Source organism: Paenimyroides viscosum (genome assembly GCF_003858535.1).
Taxonomy (GTDB): Bacteria; Bacteroidota; Bacteroidia; order Flavobacteriales; family Flavobacteriaceae; genus Flavobacterium; species Flavobacterium viscosum.
On the sequence record NZ_RQTJ01000021.1, the window covers coordinates 22,023 to 44,152 of the forward strand.

A 22,130-nucleotide genomic window follows, 5' to 3' on the forward strand; every position below is an offset into this window, starting at 1 on the left:
GAGTTTTTCTCAACCTTATCATTTATAAAATAGTTCTATGCGCAATCAATTAATCAATTCGTACTCTCCTTATTTATTGCAGCACGCAGAAAATCCCGTGCATTGGCAACCTTGGAGCACTGAAAACATTCAAGAAGCAAAAAGCAAAAACAAATTACTAATCATAAGTATTGGTTACGCAGCCTGTCATTGGTGTCACGTTATGGAAAAAGAATGTTTTGAAGATGAAGAAGTTGCAACTGTCATGAATGCGTATTTTAGCAGTTTTAAGATCGATCGGGAAGAATTACCAGCTGTTGATGCGTATTATATGCAGGCATTACAAATAATGACCAAACAAGGCGGTTGGCCGTTGAATATTGTTGCATTACCTAACGGATTACCAGTTTGGGGCGCAACGTATGTTTCAAAAAACCAATGGATCGATATTTTACAGCAATTGAATAAATTATTTGAAGAAGATCCTGATAAGATGTACGATTATGCAGACAAGCTCCAAAACGGAATTGCGTTAGCGAATGATACCTTACAGATCTATCCTAAAGAAATAATAGATTTAAATCTAGAGCCTTTACTTGATAATTGGAAAAAAAGTTTTGATTTAGAATTAGGCGGTTACCAACGTGCTCCAAAATTTATGATGCCTACTAATTTAAATTTCCTTTACCAATATGGTTTGATTAATAAGGATACTTTTTTAACCAACTATGTACAACTAACGCTTACAAAAATGGCTTATGGCGGTTTGTTCGATGCTGTTGAAGGTGGATTTTCTCGTTACAGCGTAGATCACAAATGGCATATTCCACATTTCGAGAAGATGTTATATGACAATGCGCAACTTTTAGTTACTTACACGAATGCTTATATCGCCACTAAAAACGAACTTTTTAAAGAAGTTGTTCAAAAAACCGTGCGTTTTATATTGAACAATTGGCAAGATACTTCGGGAGGATTTTATACAGCTTACGATGCAGACAGTTTAAACAGTAATAATAAATTAGAAGAAGGGGCGTATTATTTTTGGACGAAAGCCGAACTTGAACAATTAATCAGCAAAGATGAATGGCAGGTGTTTGCAGATTTATTCTCGATCAATTCCGATGGATTTTGGGAAGAATCGAATTCGTATGTTTTATTTCAGAAAGATGATTTAAAAGCAATAGCTAAAAAGTACGATTTAGAGGTAGAAAATCTTCATAAACTAAAAAAAAAATGGGAAAACACCTTGTTAAAAAACCGTGCACAGCGAAAAAAACCATTGCTTGATGATAAGATCATTATTTCATGGAATGCCCAACTTCTTAGTGGCTTTTTAAGTGCATATAAAATAATTCCTACAAAAGAATTAAATCAGGCAATTGAAAATTTAACTTCATTTTTACAGTATAAAGCTTTAAAAAATGATAATTTAGGACACGTCTTCAAGAATGATGCTATTTATATTGACGGAAATTTAGAAGATTATGCGTTTACTATTAAAGCTTTTTTAGAACTGTTTAATACCACGCAAAAAATAGAGCATTTAAAATTTGCACAAGAATTAACATATCAAGCGGTCGATTTATTTTTTGATAATTCACAAGGTTTTTTCAAATCTTCTGAAAAAGAAACAATTGGTACAGTTTTTGAAATAGAAGATAATGTAATTCCATCTGCAAACGCTGTAATGGCTCGTAATTTATTTTATATAGGATTTCTATATAATAACAACCATTTTTTAGAAACTGCGCAACAAATGACGCAGCGCGTGCTAGGACAGATAAATTATGCAAGTGCGTATTCAGAATGGTTAACAAACAATTTAATCTTGAAAGATGATTTTGAATACATTGTTGTAAAAGATGTATCAAAAGATGAATTAGCAATAATTAATCAACAAAATACGTTTAAAATAGTTTTGAGTAGTTCACTAAACATTCCTATTTTAGCCGATTATAAAAATCAAAATAAAAAATTTCAAGTTTGCAACAGAAATAGTTGTAGGCTGCAAACAGATCAAATAGAACATTTATTATAATTTAACAACAAATCATAAAATCACAAAAAATGAAAAAAGCAATTTTTATTCTTTCAATAGGAATTTTATCAATAACAGCAGATGCACAAGTTAATATAAGCGAGGGCGCTGGAATGTTATCTTTTAGAAAAAGTCCTGAATTCAATGATGCAAACACCGCAGGATCTAAATATATATCTGAAGCTTATCAAAATGCAAAAGTTAACAAAGGAGATCAAAACTTCTTAATACGTTACAATGCTTACAGAGATATGATGGAATATAAAAACGGAGCCGATGTTTTAGAACTTATTAAAGAAAAAAACACTCATTTTGAATTTCAAGATGGTACTGTTTACGAATTATTTTCGTATAATTTAAATAACTCAACAGTAGACAGATATCACAAAGTTTTGGTTGAAAATAAAAATGCAAAAATATTGAAATTTGAAAGTGTAAAACTACTCCCTGGCAAACAAGCTTCTAATAGTTACGAGAGCGACACACAAGCATCTTATAAATTAAATAGTGGAGTTTATTTTTTAACTTACAACAACCAAACGTTTGAATTTGATGGAAAACAAAAAAACTTAGAGAAAATAATTCCAGGTAAAACGGATGCTATTAAAACTTTTTACAAACAAAATAAAATTAAAGAAAACGATACAGATATGATTAAGTTAGGGAACTTCTTAGCTACTATCTAGTAAAAAAATAAGACTCTTGATTATTCAAGAGTCTTATTTTTTTGTGGTAAACATAAAATCTTTTAAATAATAGGGTTCAAAATACGCTACATCTTCAAACCTATTTTCACAGAATTGTTTATAAGACAAAGAACTCATTTCATTTGCAGAAGGATACAAAGCCGTGTTATAATAGAAAAAATTGGTCTTTGTAAGCACTTCTTTACATTTTAAAGCTCCGTCTCCAATTAAATGGATATCATCTGTAATATCATTAAACGACGTTTCTGTTACAATTAAATTTTGCGGCAATGAAATTATTTCATGTTTAGCATTAAAAGTTTGTGTAAAAACTTCCATTCTTCTGGCATCAATCATTGGAATGATAATTCCAGAATCTACAGATATCTGTTTAGCTAAAATTGCCAAGGTATCCACAGCAATTAAAGGTACGCTTAAAGCATAACACAGCCCTTTAGCCGCCGAAACTCCAATTCTTAACCCTGTGTATGATCCAGGACCTTTACTTACTGCAATTGCATTCAAATCACTTAAGCTAATTTTGGCTTTAGCAAGAACATCTTTTATAAACAAATGTAACTTCTCTGCATGGCTAAAATTCTCTTCTGCAAGTTCATTAATTACAATTGTTTGTCCGTTTTTGCTTAAACTAACAGAACAGTTTTTGGTTGCCGTTTCAATGTTTAAAATATAAACCATAAGTAAATTAGGCTTTCTTTTTAGATTTCATTATTCGGAATATTATAAAACCACAAACTAATAACAGTATATACGGAAAAGCCATTAAATAAACGATGCCGTCATTAACCGCTTCTGCTTTTACACCTGTTTCTTCAGTTTCTAAAGCGGCACGACACATGGCACATTGCGCAAATCCTTCTACAGAAAAAAGAAGAAAGAAAAAAGAAGAAAGAAAAATTGATTTTGTGTTTTTAGTGAACATAATACGGCGAGATCATTAAATAAACAATTACACCCGTTACGGCAACGTACAACCACATTGGGTACGTTATGCGGGCAATTTTTTTATGACGCTGGTATGAACCTGATATTCCACGAACAAATGTTATTAATACAAACGGAATAATAATGATTGATAATAAAATATGCGTAATTAGTATAAAGAAATATATGTAACGAATTGCGCCTTCACCTCCAAATTTTGTTTCGATTGATGTCATGTGATACGCTACATACATAGCCAGAAAAGCTATCGAACAACCAATGCAAATTTTAATTAAACGTCCGTGTAACGCTTGATTGCCTTTTTTTATAGCCATTACAGCAGCGAACAACAATATAGCTGTTAACCCATTAATTGTAGCGTAAATTGGTGGTAAAAAAGATAATGGTTTAACATCATAACCTAAATCGTGTAAGTTTACACTAAATAAAACAGCAACCACAAGTGGTATGGCTATTGATAAAATCCAGATCCAAATATTGTATTTTTTTTCTGTGTTTAAATGTTCCATTATTCTTTAATTAATTGTTGTATATCTTCACGAAGCATTTTTATTCCTTCATCTGTTGTTCCATCATAATAAATAATTGGGTACTCCATATTCTCCATATTGCGAGAACGAATCATGCCTTTTTTATCTATTAAAGCAAATAAACCAGAATGTTCAAAACCACCCGGCGCATCGTTATTTTTGCCAACATACATATTATATTTCTTTGCTAAAGCAAAAATGGCATCTTCAGTTCCTGTTAAAAAGTGCCAGTTTTTCATGGTTGCACCCAAAAATTTAGCATGTTCTTTTAAATGTTCTGGAGTATCGGTTTCTGGATCGATGGTGATTGATGCAATTGCAAAACGATCGTCTTTATGGAATTCATTTTGAAGTTTCACCATGTTTTCGTTCATAATAGGACAAATGGTTGGGCATGTACTAAAGAAAAACTCTACCAAATAAACCTTGCCATCATAATTTGCATTTGTAATAGTTTCATTCTCTTGATTGGTAAACGAAAAAGCAGGTGCCTTACCTATTTCTATAAGCTCTCTACGATTTGCAACATTTAAGCGATCACTTTCTACTACCGAAGCATTTTTAAAACGATCTGCAATTTTTGGAACAAAATAGATCCCAAAAACCAAAACGATTAATGAAATCCAGATATAGGAATAATTTTTTTTCATTACTAATTTGTTATGTTGTCTTTATTATTATTTTTTTTAAGTGCCAAACGATATTCCGCTAAAATCACCTTTACATCGTCTGCCATTTCATTGTGTAAATCGGCTGCAGAAATAGTATTATATCCTTCACGATATTCATCATCTCCTTTTTTATTTTTACCCTTTCTACCACGAAGATTTAATTCTTTATCGATTATGTAAACCGTTGAAGTTCCATGATTAGCGTTTAAACCGCCTATTAATTTAAGCTGTTTATAATACTCTTGAATTTCATTGCCGTTAGCCATTACATAATGCCAATTTTTTAAATCGATATTTACACTTAATTGTTTTCGTATTTTATCAATAGCTTCTTCGGTTCCATACGGGGCTACCATAACCACCTGAAAATCTACAAAATCTTTGTTTTTATCGTAAATCTTGTGTGCCAAATTGGTGATATTTCCTTCTACATACGCAATGTCGTTTCCGGTAAAACCAAGAATGGTAATTTTATTTTTTAATTGAATTTCGTTACCCGAAAGTGGTTTCCAATTTAATGGAAGTTCTGGGATTTTTTCGGTTACAACAGGCAGTTTAATAAAAGAGTTTACGCCTGAGGCAAAAAATAGGTAAGCAACAACGGGCACAATAAAAAGCGCCACTAATAGTAATACTTTTTTCATTATAAAAAGTTTTTACAAAAATAAAAAAAGGCGGTGTAATAACCGCCTTTTTAACTCTTATTTATAGATTAAAACATCCATTTCATTGATGATGTTTTAAAAACATCGTGAATATAATCACCTTCGATTAATATTAAACACGCAAGGTATGCAATTAAGAAAACCATTGGTGCAACAATTGACCAGCGGAAAGATGCTTTTTCACCTTCTAAGTGCATAAACGCCCACATAATATAGTAAGCTTTTACGATTGTTAATATAATAAAAATCCAATTTAAGTAGCTTAAGCTGAATAAATCGTGGTGAAATAAAGCATCTGGTTTAAAGATACCTAAAACTACCTCTACAATTGTAAGGACAGATAAGTAGATGAATACCTGCCAAATTCTTTTAGTATTTGATACGTGTGCTCCCATTTTAATTTTTTTTAATAGATTATACTAAATAGAAGAATGTAAATACAAACACCCAAACTAAATCAACAAAGTGCCAGTATAATCCAACTTTTTCAACCATTTCGTAACTTCCTCTTCTTTCGTAAGTACCTAACAACACATTAAAGAAAATAATGATGTTTAAAAGGATACCAACCGATACGTGGAACCCGTGGAAACCAGTAATAAAGAAGAATAAATCTGCAAAGGTTTTATGACCGTATTCGTTACGAACCAAGTTTGCACCTTCTACAACATATGTAAAATCGTTTGCACGGTTTAAAGTTTCTTCGCGGTTTAACGTTACTTTTTGGTGTTTGTTACCTTCTACGGTATATTGTGTTCTAATAAACACATCTGGATTTTTCTCTAAACCAGCTTTAACTTGAGATAATGAAACCGATGTTTCAGTACCACCACTCATATACCAAGCACCTTTACTGCGTGATAAATTCGCGTCTTCTCTTGCTAAAGTAGTATCGGCAAAATCTGCTAACGCAAGGCGTTTTCCGTCTTTATCAACAAACTGCAATATTTCTCCGCCTCTTGTTTCAACGGCACCGTAAGTACCTGTAATAAAGTTTTTCCACTCCCAAGCCTGAGATCCAACGAAAATAAGACCACCAACAATTGTAAGTAACATGTAAGTAGCCACTTTCTTTTTCTTCATTTGATGACCTGCATCTACTGCTAATACCATCGTTACCGATGAAAAGATCAGGATAAATGTCATTAATGCTACGTAATACATAGGTGCATCTACACCATGCATAAACGGAAAGTGATTAAAAACTTCATCGGCAATAGGCCAAGAGTCCATAAATTTAAATCTTGTAAAACCATAAGCTGCAAGAAATCCTGCAAAAGTCAATGAATCTGATAAGATAAAAAACCACATCATCATTTTCCCATAGCTTGCTCCTAGAGGTTGGACATCTTCGCCACCTTCCCAGATTTTTTCTTTAGTCGCTGCTGTAGTAACTGTCGCTCCCATAAAAAGTTTAAGTGTTAAAAAGTTCCCAAATTTACATCTTTTTTCTTTTAAAGAAAAGTTAAAAGACTATTTGTAAAAAGTAAAAAATAAAAACAAATACAACCACAAGAATCCTAGAAAGTGCCAAAACATCACACTTAACTCAATTCCAAGGGTTTGAGTTGCATTGTACTTTTGTTTATAATGATTATAAATTACGATTAATAATGAAATCAACCCACCAATTAAATGGGCTATATGAACCAAAACCACAATATACAAAAATGAGGTTGTAATGGTACTATAACTTCCAGTAAAATAATATCCTGCTGCAATTACTTGATTAAATCCTTGAAACTGCATTGCAACAAACAACAAACCTAACAACAAGGTAGCAACCAACATTAAAGTTGTAGTAGATCTATTATTTTTTTGAATTGCTTTTTTAGCAAAATGAAAAGTTACACTGCTTAAAACAATAACCAAGGTACTCCATAAAAAAGCTTGTGGTAATACAAAATCTTTTAACCAATCAGGTCTGCTTTTACTAATTACATAAGCACTTGTTAAGCCCGCAAATATCATTACAATACTTCCCATTGCAAAAATAAGCATGGTTTTATAAGCCTTAGCTTTTTGTATTTGTTCTCTGTTCGCTTCTTCAATATTCATTATCGCAAGAATTTATCTAAAATAAAAATTATTTGTATTAACGTAATATAGGTTACGCTTATTAGCATTAATGTTTTTGCCGATTTATCTGTTTGTTTACGATACAACTGTATACCGCCGTATAACATCCATAAACCTGCTAGCAATACCAGTACTGCAGCAATTGGCGACAAATACAATCTGCCTGTAAAACCTGTTGCTGGCAACAATGATGCTATTATTAACCAAACACAGTATAAAATAACCTGTAAGGCTGTTTTTTTATCTTTTTTACGTGTTGGCAGTAAGTAAAATCCACCTTTTTCGTAGTCATTGAATAAAAACCATCCCAAAGCCCAAAAGTGTGGGAATTGCCAGAAAAACTGGATTAAAAAAAGTGTTCCGGCTTCAATACCAAACTGATCGGTATGAGCTACCCAGCCTAACATAAAAGGAATGGCACCTGGAAAAGCACCTACAAAAACCGCTAACGGCGTTAAGGGTTTTAAAGGTGTGTAAACGCTTGTATATAAAAAGATGGAAATTGCGCCAAACATTGCTGTTTTTGGACTAACAATGTAAAGAATTACTAGCCCCACAATGGTTAAAGCGGTAGCAAGAATAAAAGCATTGTTTTTTGAAACCCTACCCGATGCAATTGGACGTTTACTGGTACGATCCATTTTTGCATCTAAATCTTTTTCTATGATTTGATTGTATGCGTTTGATGCACCAACCATACAGTATCCACCCACAGCTAACATTAGCAATTTAAGATAGTCTATTTGTTGAAAATCTTCTACAGCTAGCAAATATCCTGCTAAAGTAGAAAACACCACGCTAAATGCTAAACCAGCTTTGGTCATGCTTTTAAACTCTGATAGTGCAGTAACTTTTATTGTTGATGAAGGTGTCTCCAAAATAACTTGTTTGCTAATGAAATTTGGTTTGCAAATATACTTTAAAAAAAATCTTAAAACTAACTATTTACGCTTTTAAAGTGTTAAACAAAATTGAAAAAACCTTTACTAGCAACAACTATTTAATCTTAAATAATACATTAAGACAAGATTTTGGCTAAAACCAATTATTCATTACTCTGGTTAAAACTGACTGAAGTTTGTTTCTATAGAATTTTTATTAACCTTTACCAGTCACTTTTATAACTTACTTTGATGAATTATTTCATTTTGTGCCGAAGTACCAATACGCTTTACTCCCATCTGCAGATAAAACATAACTTCTTTCAACGTTTTTATTCCGCCCGATGCTTTTACAGATAAAGGAGTAGCATTTTCTAACATCAACGTAATTGCGTTTGGTGTTGCTCCGTTTGGTTGGTTGTTGGTTGTTTTATAAAAACCTGTAGATGATTTTACAAACACATTTGCGTAATCGGTTTCTTTAAAGTTTTTAATTACTACATTTTTAATTAAAGCTGTAATTTGAATGATTTCTTTGTTTGATAATGCGGCTGTTTCAATAATCCATTTCACAGTTTTGTGATATTGCAAACACAACATGGTACATTCTTTTACCTGATGTTGAACCAAAGTAAAATCTCCGTTTTTAAAAGCTTGATAATCTATTACAAAATCAAGATCATCTGCACTGTCATCAATAGCCAATTGTGCCTGAGACAATTTTTCATCTAAGCTTGCGGTTCCTTCAGGAAAATCAATTACCGTTCCTACCAAAACTTTACTTTTGTTTTTTGCTAGAAATTGTTTTGCAAACAACACATAATCGGGGCGGATCATCACGCATTTGTATTTGTATTGTACCGCATTTTGCAACAATGCTTCTACAACAGCATCATTTTCCAATTTGGAAATACCTGCTTGCTGTGGTGTTTTAAGATAAGTGGCGTCTAAGAAATCACTAACGTTTTTCATTTTACTAAAATAAAAAAACCTCACGAATTGTGAGGTTTAAATTTTGTATATATTAAATAAACGGTGGTACCGAATAAAACGCCTAATGTATTACAAAGTACATCTAACCATTCAAACGAACGTTTTGTTGGTAATATATCTTGTAAAAACTCTACCATCAATCCAAATAAAATCAAACCAAAAACCATTAAGGCAAGATTTAATTTGTAGGAAGATGCTTTTTTATTAAGCAATGCCCATGACCATAAAAAAGAAGAAGTTGTATAAAATATAAAATGAACAACCTTATCTAAATGAGGAATGCTTATTTTTTGTACTTGGTTAATGTTAGACAAATTTATCAGGCAGAAAACCAATATTAAAACATTCCAACTTATGGCTATAAGCTTTTTATTATGCACCTATTAATTCTTTATATTGATCTGCTGTTAATAAAGCATCAACTTGTGCTGTATCTGCAACTTTAATTTTAATCATCCAACCTGCAGCATAAGGATCGCTGTTTACCAATTCTGGTTCTGTTTCTAAGTTTTCGTTAAATTCTATCACTTCCCCAGAAACAGGTAAAAATAAATCAGATACTGTTTTTACAGCTTCAACTGTTCCAAAAACCTCATCTTGATCTAAAGTTTGGTCAAGCGCTTCCACTTCAACATAAACAATATCTCCTAATTCTTTTTGTGCAAAATCGGTAATTCCAACAGTTGCAACGTCGCCTTCTAAACTAACCCACTCGTGGTCTTTTGTGTACTTTAAATTAGCTGGTATATTCATTGTGTAATTATTTTAAAAGCAAATGTATAACTTTATTAAGAATTGAAAAATTTTTACCTTCTAATTTCCAAATTTATATTGTAAAGTTATTCCAGAACGAATGTTTGTAATTGGATACATGGTTGAAATTACTGCTTTGGAGAACATGTGTTCATAATAAAAACGCACCAAGAAATTTTTACTTAAATCGTATTCTGCATTTAATTTAATATTTGTTATGTCTTGCCCGGCACCTATTTGGTTGTTGTTATAATCTAAATAACGTATTAATGTTTGATTACGGCGCCATGAAAATTCGGTTGAAAAACGGATATCACTTATAATTCTACCACCATTTGCAACACCTTCAAAATTGGTAGTGAAACCTACATCTTTTATAATAAAACCTAATTTAATGTTGTATTCATTACCTTGAACTTCGGTTAATAGGTTATTATCAAAACTCATAGACAGCAAACGGTCTTTATTTATCCCAAAACCAAAATCAATTCCCGATTTCGTTAAGAAATCTAATCTAACTAAGGGATTAAAAGCTTCAGTCATAGTAACATTGCTCACCACGTTTTTAGTTGGATAATTCCCCCCAGCATTTAAGGCATTGGGATTTTCAAGAAACTCATAATTTGTTTGAAAATTATTAATGGTATAATCTGATGTATATCTATGCGATAATGTAACACGCGTGAAACTATTTTTAAACCAACCTAACTTGGCTAAACCAGTATATCTTAATTCCCAGTTTGGCAATGGAATACTTTTTAAAAAGCCATTGTCTTGTTTTGAAATATCTTTACCTGAATACGCTGCCAAAAACGATGGCATTAACACTTCTTGATTGGTACGGCTATACCCTACCGGATAACCATACTCATCTATATTTGCTGGGTTAGATAAATCGATCCCTCTTTCTTGCGCCAAGCGGTTTGCAACTATTATACGGTTTGCCTTGAACTGTTCAAAAGCAGCCGATCCGTTTACATCACTTCTACCGAATGCTGTTCCAATCATAATGTTTGATGTTCTAAACATTCCGTACTCGTAAGGCGAACGAGAATTGTACATACCATCGATTACATCGTATTGTTCAGACATATTAAAGCTATAATCTTTAGAAGCATTAATTGTAAGTGTTAAATCGGCTATAGGACGTGCTTCGGCTCTAAAGTTTAAATTTTGCGTATGCATACGGCTAAACTCCTGATTGAATTCCGGATAATATGTTAACCAGCCTTTACTTGCGGCTTCGTAACGTACATCTTGCTGCGAACCAAACACATAACCCAACGTAGGACGCGAAGTTCCAAAGAATCCTAAACCACCTAAATAACCTGGCAACACTGTACCGTTTGTTTCTTGATAGGTTACGCTTGCAGTTTTAACCATGGTAACCAAATTTATTAACGCATCTAATGCCGGCGAACCCTCTTCTTGATCTTTTTTCTCTTTCTCTGTAAGTTCTTTATTACGCTCTATTCTTTCGCCTGGTTTAGGTTGTTGTGACAAGCCAGTTGGTTTTTTAGGTTTTTGTTTACTTGAAACCAATCCTAAGTATTTGTACAAAACGTCCATTGTAATATTTGTAGTTATATTATGCGAATTGGCATTTTGTATGGTATTACCCAACTGATAATTTACACCGTTATAATCTACATTAGAAAAGGCATCGGTAGCACGTTGCCAACTATAATCACCTTTATAAGAATAATCGGCATTCATAAATGCTAAAAACGGAACTTTATCTAACGGTAACTTATAGTTTAACTGCAATGTTTGCATGCGCAAGTTTGGTGTACCCGGATCAAAATAACCATCCCATATCCCTAAAGAATTATCTACAAAACGGTTTTCGTCCATAAAATTACGAACCACGTTGTTGTTTGTAGCTGTGTAATTAAGGCTTAAACTTTTGGTTAAATTAAAATTAACCCCGTAGTTGTAATTAAAGAAATAATTTCTGCGGTATAATGGTTGAATTTCAATTCCTTCCACATCGATCATTCGGTATTTTTGCTGATTGTATTGCCTTAATACATTTGAACGGAAATCAACACTTGATGGCAATAAGTTTAAATTAAAATCACTAACCAATTTTAAGTATTTATTTTTCTTAAAATTTTCGGCTTTTTTAAACGGCTCTATATTCCATGGCTTAAATGAATACGAATAATCTAACGAAGAACTTGCTTGTTGATTTAACATTTGTTCTACCTCAAAATTATGTTGCTCTACCTGATTGAACGAATGCGAAAGCGTTATATTTTCTACATCATAAAAACGCTGTTTTTGGTTTGGACTGCGCTGCTTATTTACCCCGATAAAATTGATGCTTGTACGTTTGGTATATTCTATAGCGCGATCTTTAATTTGTTTGCGTTCTTCTGCCGATTGAGCTTCGTCCATTTTTGCCTGCAAGCGTATATCAGGATCATTAGGATCGTATTCTGGTGTAATTTTTTCTTCGGAAATAGAATAACTAAACGGTATGTTTAAATTCCATTTTTTAGGTAATACCTGATGTGCATTAACTGCCGTTGTAACATTGTACTGAAAAATATCTTCGCGACTGCGTTCTTGCGGACCTTGTTCTAAAGAACCAAAGCCCATTGTTTGTTTGTTTACAGATGCGGTTACAGCGGCAAAGTCGGCAATTTTAGCATCTACCGTACCTAATGCAGCCCAACCACCTTTATTGGTCATATCGGACATACGAAGTTCGTTAAACCAAACTTCTCCACGTAAATCTCTTGGCGATTCGGGCGAATCTTGATATAAAATTCTTGTATTGTTTCTAACCCCTATCATAATGGTGCGTAACATTCCAAAATTTGGATTTCCTTTTACACCAATGCGCAGTTTATTTATTTTACCTGATAATTCTGGCGCCAGTTCATCTTCGTCTTTAAAATAAATAAAATTAGGATTTTGGGTATTGTCCCGATTACGCATTAACTTTAACTTGGTAAGTAATTCTAACTGCAATTCAATTTCGTTAGCTAACGGCCAAACTTCTTCAGAAATAGTTGTTCCCCATTCTGTTACTTTTAATGGAATTTCAACCTGATAAAAGTTATTGGTAAAATCGTTTCCAAAACGAATGAAAGCAACCATTTCGTCATCTTTCAATCTGGTTGCATCTGTAGCACTTTCTAAAGCTTCGGCGTGTAAAAACATACGCAGTTTTTTGTACTGGCGCATATCAATATTTCCTACATTTTTAAATACCGCTCTAGAATCATCAGGTTCTAAACCATCTGGCGAAACCGTTGTATTAGCTTTGTACACACGTAATGACAATGCTTGTTCGTTTTGATTAATGATGGTATTGTTTTGATTTACACGTTCACGGCTGATACCTGGTGGCAATACATACGGAATTGGCGTACGTGCGTAATTGTTTAAAATGTTTAATGTAGTAACATCAAATCCAGTGTTTGTTCCTTGAACTACAATATTAGGATCTTCTACTAGATTCTCGGTATATCTTCTCCAATCGCTTCGAACCAAGTTTAAAGTTGCAAAACGCAACGTTACTTCTTCAGAGAAACCTGTTAAAAACATACGCATAAAACGTACCGACTGTAAATCTGAAATGGCACCTACAGCGTATTCCTGACTTGCAACAATAGGCACTTTATACTGTACCCATTTTACAGGTGTTGTGTTTCCGTTTAAAAATTTTTCTGTAGTTGTACGAACATCTACCACATAATTCTCCCCAATAATAGGGTTTGGGTTTACATTTATTTCATACTGATAATACGCATTAATGGTGTTCATGGTATTATCATTATCAATATCTTCTACATCGGGCAAATTGGTATTACCTCTGTTGGTATCGCTAAATTGTATTGGTGTGTTTCCTTGTAAGCCGTTGTAATTTTTATAGCGTGAAACAATATCACCTTGTGCTGTTAAGAAAAATTCATAATTATCAGCTGCAGGATCGGCAAAACCAGAAAACTGACTAAATTTCACTTTTTCTTCTTCATCATTCAAACCATCTAAACCTACATCTTGATACACTCTGTTATTAGCATCGGTATCAAAAGCATAAATTAAAGCGGTTGATGCTGGAACTTTACCCCAAACCGAACTAATTGTTGGTGTATTTGTTCCGGGTGTAGGCAATCCGTTTTCGTATTGTTTCATTCCATCTTGCAAAATATCTTCTGATATATACCCAAGATTAAAATATACTTTTCCTGTATTTATAGGATTTGAAACATCGCCAGCATTTCCTGTATACGGATCCATCATCCAAAATTCAATATACTCTACATTTGCCTGCTCAAAGTTGGTAGATGCTATAGAACGCATAATACCTCCCCAGTTTTGTTGCGGATTTGGCAATTCGTTATTTGCTAAAAACTGCGGATTAAAGTTATACGGCCCACGCTCTTTAGGATAATACGTTAAGTTTAAAGGGTTTATGGTTAACAACTCGCCTTGAGCAATATCCATTGAGGGGAAAAGCTCTTCTTTATTAATTCGACGGGTTTTGTTTGATGAAATCATTGCATCTGTTACGCTATCAGGTCGACGGTATGGACTGTAAAAAATTTGATCGATATTATACCACGACATTTTAGCACGACGATAACCCGACTGTAAATCGGTAAAGTTTTCACCAAAACCAACAGGCACCGATGACAGAAACCACATTGTTGGGTTCAAAACATCAATATTACTTTGTGTTCCTTCAAAATTTTCAATAAAAGAGGTTGCTTCGCCGTTAAGTTGATCTAATTTAGATGCACCTGGTTTTAAGTATGCAAATTCTCCTTTAAAAGCAAAGGTAGACATTACATCTGTATCAATATTTGGCAATTTATTTACCCAACGTGTTAAAAATGGAACATCGGTTGCGTAGTTAACATTAAAACCATAAATGGTATTGTTTACTGATTCTTCGCCGTAGTTTGATTTTACAGTTAAAGGTTGTTCGGTTAAACGTAAATAAGTAGCTCCTAAAATTAATTTATCGTTTACCTGATGATCTACATGCACCCCAAAAAAGTTTCTTCGGTTTTGTGAGAACATAGAGTTTTCTTCTACAGAAATTTCTATAGGTGTGTTGCTTTCTCTTAATCCTGGGTCTAAGATTTGAACCATTCCGCGTTGGTAATCTACAGTATAATCTGCACCTTCCATCAAGGTTCTACCACCTGCGGTTACCACAACAGATCCTTGTGCAATGTTAAATCCGCCAATAGGAATACCGTCGCCACCGGCACTAGAAGCTTTTCCTTTTAATTGAAACTTATTCTTTTCACTGTCTTGCAACGCTTTGGTGTAAGTATTACGATACAGACTTTTGTAAACGTATTTCTTTTGATTTGGATTATAACTGGCATCTACATCATAATTTTCGGCTGCACCATTTGACAGTTTCTTAAATAAATGTTCCCCGAAAGGTTCAACGGTTGTAAAAATAATTCGTCCTTGTTCTTGATCTACCGTTATACCTTCGAACTTATTGTTATTTTGTATGCCTTGATTATTATTGTTTCCGTAACCACCACCTTGATTGTTGTTGTTAAACGGATTACTTGTTGGATTGTTGGCAATATAATCGAACCAACCATCGCCACCATTTTGGGGATCGTCTGTAGAATTTAATCTATCTAAATTAAAAACATTTAAAAGGGGTGTATTTGCAACATCTTCTGGTAAAGCTGTTCCTGCAACAGGAGAAATGTAATTAAGTGGCGAAGGATCGGTATACAAAATATTAAAACGGAAACCTTCTTTCTCTAGATTTCGTCCGTTTGGTATCGAATACATATTCTTCATCATTAAATCCCACACAGGTTCATCAACAGATGCTAAGGTACTTTTCAGCATTTTTAATACCAAACTTTGTGTTGTTGGAATGTCTTGATTGTTTCCATCTTGACCAATAACGGTAGCATCTACGCCATCAGTACCAAATTCACCAACTTTATACACTTTTCCGCCAATAGTATATTCAAACGCTACAGCTAAAACCTCATCATTATTCAAAGGTTGTTGTAAGGTAATATACCCCAATTGTGGATGAAACTTAAATTCGTTGCCAACCAACTTACGGGCGTTTTCTAATTTCACATAATCTCTACCTTCGGTAACAGAAATATTAAAACCAGCTTGTGCTGTATTTATTTGTCTAATACCTTGGTTTAAGAAGTTTGTCCCAATTGCTTCTGGGTTAAATTGGTTATTTGCGTTATCAACAGGTGCGTTAACTTGCGAAGTGCCAAAAAAGGTTGGGTTTGCATTTACATCTAACCCAATGATACGATCGGTACTTGCGTTACTTAAACGTGCTTCTCCCAAATCTTGAAGGGCAATAATGTTACGCATGTTGTTGTTAACCTGCCCTATGCGGTTTTGGCGGTTGGTTACCCAAACTTCTACACGGGTAATACGCACACGACTGTCTATGTAAGGATAATTTCTTAAGGCATTATCGTATTGGTATCTAAAAAATTGCGATAAGAAAAAGTTACGATTTTGTTCGTAATCTAACGCAAACATTTCAAAATTTTCTATTGTTCCGCCACCTTCTGCAACAATTGTTCTGCGTTCTGATGTTTGTTTAGAAACAACTCCGGTAATTGTTGTTCTACCAAACTGCAATTTAGTTTTAACACCAAATAAATTTTGTGCACCACGAACTAACGAGTTATTTACGGGCATGCTTACGTTACCCACTTCGATACCCTGAAGAATAGCATCCTCATCGGGTTCGTAGGTTAACTTAAGCATTTGTTTTTGAAAATCTAAGGTAGATTGGTTGTTAAAGTTAATATCGGTATTTAAACGCGTACCAACTTTACCTTGTAAACTTAAATTAATACGTTGGTTAAAATCTAATGCAAAGGTTCGGCGATTTCTGGGCGATATAATGGGGTTATCTTGTTTAGAGTAGCGAATACCTAAGTCTAACTCCACCATTCCGCTTGGTTTTACATCAATCGTATTGCCACCAAAAATGGTTTCAAAAAGTTTAGAATTCACATAGTAACCCGGCAGTAAATCTTTCTTTTCTTCTTCGGTTAAACGATCTGAAGCTGCTGCAAGTCTTTTTGCATAATATTCACGCATAGCAGCTTTTAATAAAATATCCTCGTACTCTTTACGAGTTAAAACCATAGGATATTCTATATTATAATCATTAGTAGTTACGGTGTACAAATACCTGTCTGAAACTGGATCATAGGTGTACATTTTCATGATACTATCTACATCTTTCAATGAAATAGCGCCGCGAATAATAACGTTTTCTTCTTCGGTTTCGGTAATCTGAGCCCATAACGGATCAACATTACCAAAGAAGATAACTAAGATAAAATATTTTAAATAAATGTTTATGCGTGAAGATGCTCTCAAAATCTTACAATCCTTTTAATGCCAACTTAATAATTTGCTCTACAGTAACTTCCGGGTTTTGTTCAACGATTTTTTTAACTATTTTTTCGGTAGCTTTTCGTACAAAACCAAGAACTTCTAAAGCAGATAACGCTTCATCTGCATTTGTATTGTTTACATGTGCAGATAAATCTTCTAAACCATACAATTTCAGTACTTTTTCTTGTAAATCTAGTATAACCCGTTGTGCCGTTTTTAGTCCGATACCTTTGATGGACTGTATTGTTTTTACATCGTTTGATCCAATTGCTTGAATTAAATCTTGTGGGGAAACGTACGAAAGCATATTGCGCGCAGTGTTTCCACCAATTCCCGAAACAGAAATTAACAGCTTAAAAAGCTCGCGTTCTGTTTTTTCTATAAATCCGTATAAAATATGTGCGTCTTCTTTAATTTGAAGGTAAGTATGGATCTGAATCGCTTCCGCATCTTTAATCAAAGAATAAGAATGCAACGAAATATGTACTTGGTAACCAATTCCGTTGCAATCTATTATAATATCTGTAGGAGTTTTTTCTACCAGTCGACCTTTTAAAAACGCAATCATTCTTTTACTTTAATTTTCTTCAAAAATAGAAAATTTAATTTATAAATGAACGTTTATTGCCAATGGTATAATTTTATCTGTTACTTATTCTTTTTACGTGCTATTTTTTCTTGTGCATCTATCACAGCAACTGCCGTCATATTTACCATTTCATCTACGCTTGCGCCTAATTGAAAAACATGCACAGGTGCTTCTAACCCTAAAAGGATTGGTCCTATTGATGTAGCTTCGTTTAATTCTTTCAACATTTTATATGTTGTATTAGCAGCATCTAAATTAGCAAAAACCAATGTATTTACTTTTTTGTCTACTAACTTTGAAAACGGAAACTTTTCTTTTAACATTTGTTTGTTTAAAGCAAAATCCATTTGAATTTCCCCATCAACAATCATATCAGGATATTGCTGGTGTAAAAACTCCACCGCTTTACGCATTTTCTTTGGTGATTCGTCTTTAGAAGATCCAAAATTACTAAAAGATACCATTGCAACAGCCGGATCAAAACCAAACATTTTTACCACATGGCTTGTCATTAATGCAATTTTAGCAATTTCTTCTGAATTTGGGTTTGGATTCACCGCAGTATCAGCCAAAAACATTGGGCCGTGGGTTGTAAGCATTAAATTGGTTGATGCTACTTTTGACACTCCATGCGCACGCGGAATTAAATCTAACACCGGTTTTAATGATGTTGGATAACTGCGTGAATACCCTGAAAGCATAGCATCGGCTTCGCCTTGTAAAACCATCATGGAAGCAAAATAACTACGGTCACGCATTAATTTTTGAGCATCGATAAGAGTTACTCCACGACGTTCTCTAGATTTCCAAAAGAATTCTGCATAACGGTTTCTACGATCTGCTTCTTCGTTGGTTTTTGGGTCAATGATCATTACATCGGCATCAAAACCAATTTCTTTTTTTAATTCTACAATAATCTCTTTATTTCCTAATAAAATTGGAATTGCAATACCTTCTTCATAAGCAATTTGAGCTGCTTTTAATACATTTAACTGATCTGCTTCGGTATAAACTACTTTTTTAGGATCTAATTTCGCGCGATTCATTAGCATACGAACCAATTTATTGTCTGATCCCATACGGTCTGACAATTCGTCGCGGTACGCATTCCAATTAGTGATAGGTTCTGTTGCCACACCCGATTCCATTGCCGCTTTTGCAACTGCTGGTGGAATTTCGGTCATTAAGCGTGGATCAAACGGTTTAGGAATGATATAATCTTTACCAAAACTTAATTTCTTTGCTCCGTAAGCAATATTTACTTGTTCTGGCACTGTTTCTTTTGCCAAATTAGCCAACGCATAAACGGCAGCCAATTTCATTTCTTCGTTAATTTTGGTTGCACGAACATCTAACGCACCACGGAAAATGAACGGAAAACCTAATACGTTATTAACCTGATTTGGAAAATCTGAACGACCTGTTCCCATAATGATATCAGAACGAGTTTCCATTGCTAAATCGTATGCAATTTCAGGATTTGGATTCGCCATTGCCAAAACAATAGGATCTGGTGCCATTGTTTTTAACGCATCGGCAGAGAGAACGTTTGCTGCAGATAATCCAATAAAAACATCGGCATCTTTCATGGCGTCTTCCAACGTATGAATGTCGCGATTAGTTGCCCAAAGAGCTTTAGACGGATCTAAATTTTCCCGATCGGCACGAATAACACCTTTACTATCTAGCATTACAATGTTTTCTTTAGTTGCACCAACCGAAATATACATTTGCGTACATGAAATTGCTGCGGCACCTGCACCATTCACTACAATTTTTACGTTTTTAATATCTTTTTTCTGTAATTCGCACGCATTGATTAATGCGGCACCAGAAATAATTGCTGTACCGTGCTGGTCGTCGTGCATTACCGGAATATTCATTTCTTCCTTTAAACGACGTTCAATTTCAAAACATTCAGGTGCTTTGATATCTTCTAGATTAATTCCACCAAAAGTTGGTTCTAATGCTTTTACGATTTTAATAAAATCGTCTACATTTTTAGTATCTAATTCAATATCAAAAACATCGATATCAGCAAAAATCTTAAACAACAAACCTTTACCTTCCATTACCGGTTTTGATGCCAGTGCACCAATATCGCCCAAACCTAAAACGGCAGTTCCGTTACTAATAACAGCTACCAAGTTTCCTTTAGCGGTGTATTTGTAAGCATTTTCAGGATTTTTTTCTATTTCTAAACAAGGTTCTGCAACTCCGGGTGAATAAGCCAATGCCAAATCACGTTGGGTGCTATAAGGTTTTGTAGGTACTACAGCTATTTTACCAGGTTTTGGTTTTGCGTGATATAATAAAGCTTCTCTTCTTTTTGAATCTTTGTGCATGATTTCGTTTTTTGATAAGTAACAAATATAACAAGCTTAAAATTAAGAACGAAAAAGTTTTGATTACTTTTTTTGAAGAAATGGAATAAATAATAGCATTACACAAGATTTTACTGCTTGTGGTAACAGTCAAACATTACAAAGAACCGTCAAGCTGAACTTGTTTCAGCTTCTCATCATATATATAAATTCATTCATACTTTTTATGAACTGATGCGATTCCGGATCAAGTCCGGAACGACAAGGTTATAAGTACACATTACCCTCGCTGGCGTACAAGATTTTGTTGCTTGTTGTAAATGTTAGTAAATAGTTTTTTAAGTGTTTTAAAGCATAAAAAAACATCTTATTTCTAAGATGTTTTTTATCAATTTACATATCTGTATTGGTACTATTGGTTTTTAAACTACTGTTCTTTGCCGCTTTTACAATTTCGTTTAAATCTAGGTAAAGTTTTGTCCAATCGGGTACGTCTTTCATTGCTGTAATAAGATTTAGATACGATCGTAACACTTTTTCTAGTTCTTTTCTAGTAGTCGATGCACTACTCATTTCACGTAACTCGGCATTAGCTTCGGCTTGTTCTGCGAAAATAATCTCAAAAGCGTTGTGCTTGTTTTTTAATTCTTCTAAAGCTGTAGTAAGTGCTAAATTTGCAATATGCTGTGCATTTTCTGGTTTTTCTAAAGCTTCAATTAGTTTTTTTAACTGTGCCGTTTCAGCAGAATAGCTCATACTGTTAATGTTTAAACCAAATGTTTTAATAACACTGTACAAAGTTTCGGCATCTTGTTGGTTTGCTGCCGATGGCAATTTACGGTAGCCATTTAAAAAAGCTTTAAGGCTACTAAAGGCAGCATCACGTTCTCTATCGGCGGTAGCTACATCTTGACCTTTACCGCTGTAGGTAAGTTTAGTGTAAACTGCATCGTACTTTTCATAACTAGTGTTTAATGCCAAAAGTAACGGATGGTTTTCTATAATGGTATACATACCATTTTGCGACGAACTAATAATACGTTGTACTAAGGTTGCCAAATTTTTGGTTGATAATCTTGCTAAATTAATTTTCATGCCCTTTAAATTTTTTCTAAATAATTAGACGTTAACTATTTATAAATATAAATAAAGTATTGATTATTACAAATAAAAATGCGAAAGAATGTAAAAACAACCTTATTTTAAATAAAATACAACGTGCAAACATTACAAACAACTCTGTTTTAAATAAATTACAGCGAGCAAACATTACAAACAACCTTGTTTTAGATTAAATACAGCGTGCAAACATTACAACGGTACTGCGTTTAAATAAAATACTTTTTACAAACATTACAACGGCACGTCGCTGGCGCGAGCATATAAATATAGTAAACACAAGCGTGACGCTTGCGCTAGCGTGGTATACACTCCAACTCCATAATTTACACAACAAATGAAATCATCTTTTTTTAACATTTAAATTTAAATAGTATATTGCGGGGGTAAAAATATCTATGTGTAACCCATAGTGCATTATTAAACGAGATTAATTTTTAGGTTGTTAATATTTCTGTCGAATAC

General features: G+C 33.7%; 18 protein-coding genes. 2 read left to right on the forward strand and 16 right to left on the reverse strand.

Annotation, left to right across the window (positions count from 1 at the left end; all coding sequences use genetic code 11):
- Positions 1-37 precede the first annotated feature (37 nt).
- Together EG242_RS10070 and EG242_RS10075 are read left to right on the forward strand one after the other, a co-directional pair.
- Entirely contained in the window at positions 38-2,020 is a 1,983-nt protein-coding gene (locus EG242_RS10070) for a thioredoxin domain-containing protein (RefSeq protein WP_124899755.1), read from the forward strand.
- 29 nt (positions 2,021-2,049) lie between these two features.
- Positions 2,050-2,706 (forward strand): hypothetical protein, encoded by a 657-nt coding sequence (locus EG242_RS10075; RefSeq protein WP_124899756.1) that lies wholly within the window; start codon positions 2,050-2,052, stop codon positions 2,704-2,706.
- Between the two features lie 33 nt (positions 2,707-2,739).
- Here EG242_RS10075 and tsaB read toward each other — a convergent pair whose 3' ends face one another.
- From tsaB to EG242_RS10155, 16 genes are all read right to left on the reverse strand, one after another.
- Positions 2,740-3,405: a tRNA (adenosine(37)-N6)-threonylcarbamoyltransferase complex dimerization subunit type 1 TsaB gene (tsaB, locus tag EG242_RS10080; RefSeq protein WP_124899757.1), complete on the reverse strand. Its 666-nt coding sequence runs from the start codon at positions 3,403-3,405 to the stop codon at positions 2,740-2,742.
- A gap of 7 nt (positions 3,406-3,412) precedes the next feature.
- Positions 3,413-3,649 carry a hypothetical protein gene (locus tag EG242_RS10085; RefSeq protein ID WP_203227704.1) on the reverse strand — a complete coding sequence of 79 codons (237 nt, stop codon included), beginning with the start codon at positions 3,647-3,649 and terminating at the stop codon, positions 3,413-3,415.
- Positions 3,639-4,181 carry a DUF420 domain-containing protein gene (locus tag EG242_RS10090; protein ID WP_124899758.1) on the reverse strand — a complete coding sequence of 181 codons (543 nt, stop codon included), beginning with the start codon at positions 4,179-4,181 and terminating at the stop codon, positions 3,639-3,641. Before EG242_RS10090 ends, EG242_RS10085 begins: the two co-directional genes overlap by 11 nt.
- Positions 4,181-4,852, reverse strand: coding sequence for an SCO family protein (locus tag EG242_RS10095; protein ID WP_124899759.1), 672 nt, complete (start codon positions 4,850-4,852; stop codon positions 4,181-4,183). Before EG242_RS10095 ends, EG242_RS10090 begins: the two co-directional genes overlap by 1 nt.
- 2 nt (positions 4,853-4,854) lie before the next feature.
- Entirely contained in the window at positions 4,855-5,517 is a 663-nt protein-coding gene (locus EG242_RS10100; protein WP_124899760.1) for a hypothetical protein, read from the reverse strand.
- 68 nt (positions 5,518-5,585) lie between these two features.
- Positions 5,586-5,933, reverse strand: coding sequence for a cytochrome C oxidase subunit IV family protein (locus EG242_RS10105; protein WP_124899761.1), 348 nt, complete (start codon positions 5,931-5,933; stop codon positions 5,586-5,588).
- A gap of 19 nt (positions 5,934-5,952) precedes the next feature.
- Entirely contained in the window at positions 5,953-6,945 is a 993-nt protein-coding gene (locus EG242_RS10110; protein WP_124899762.1) for a cytochrome c oxidase subunit 3, read from the reverse strand.
- 66 nt (positions 6,946-7,011) lie between these two features.
- Positions 7,012-7,596, reverse strand: a complete 585-nt coding sequence (locus tag EG242_RS10115) for a cytochrome c oxidase subunit 3 (protein ID WP_124899763.1) — start codon at positions 7,594-7,596, stop codon at positions 7,012-7,014.
- Positions 7,596-8,495 carry a heme o synthase gene (cyoE, locus tag EG242_RS10120; protein ID WP_397258694.1) on the reverse strand — a complete coding sequence of 300 codons (900 nt, stop codon included), beginning with the start codon at positions 8,493-8,495 and terminating at the stop codon, positions 7,596-7,598. The genes EG242_RS10115 and cyoE overlap by 1 nt, the downstream gene beginning before the upstream one ends.
- A 240-nt stretch (positions 8,496-8,735) precedes the next feature.
- The gene (deoC, locus tag EG242_RS10125) at positions 8,736-9,470 is read right to left on the reverse strand and encodes a deoxyribose-phosphate aldolase (RefSeq protein WP_124899764.1); all 735 of its coding nucleotides are present in this window, start codon (positions 9,468-9,470) and stop codon (positions 8,736-8,738) included.
- Positions 9,471-9,490: 20 nt separating this feature from the next.
- On the reverse strand, positions 9,491-9,805 hold the full coding sequence (locus tag EG242_RS10130) for a VanZ family protein (RefSeq protein WP_158608863.1): 315 nt from the start codon (positions 9,803-9,805) through the stop codon (positions 9,491-9,493).
- 58 nt (positions 9,806-9,863) lie between these two features.
- Positions 9,864-10,244, reverse strand: coding sequence for a glycine cleavage system protein GcvH (gene gcvH / locus EG242_RS10135; protein WP_124899766.1), 381 nt, complete (start codon positions 10,242-10,244; stop codon positions 9,864-9,866).
- A 60-nt stretch (positions 10,245-10,304) separates the two neighbouring features.
- A complete protein-coding gene (gene sov / locus EG242_RS10140; RefSeq protein WP_124899767.1) occupies positions 10,305-17,615 on the reverse strand; it encodes a T9SS outer membrane translocon Sov/SprA in 7,311 nt (2,436 codons plus the stop codon).
- Positions 17,616-17,619: 4 nt separating this feature from the next.
- Entirely contained in the window at positions 17,620-18,201 is a 582-nt protein-coding gene (gene ruvA / locus EG242_RS10145) for a Holliday junction branch migration protein RuvA (protein WP_124899768.1), read from the reverse strand.
- 80 nt (positions 18,202-18,281) lie between these two features.
- Positions 18,282-20,567, reverse strand: coding sequence for an NADP-dependent malic enzyme (locus tag EG242_RS10150; RefSeq protein WP_124899769.1), 2,286 nt, complete (start codon positions 20,565-20,567; stop codon positions 18,282-18,284).
- A gap of 372 nt (positions 20,568-20,939) precedes the next feature.
- Complete coding sequence (locus EG242_RS10155) at positions 20,940-21,641, reverse strand: DUF6261 family protein (RefSeq protein WP_124899770.1); 702 nt, start codon at positions 21,639-21,641, stop codon at positions 20,940-20,942.
- Positions 21,642-22,130 lie beyond the last annotated feature (489 nt).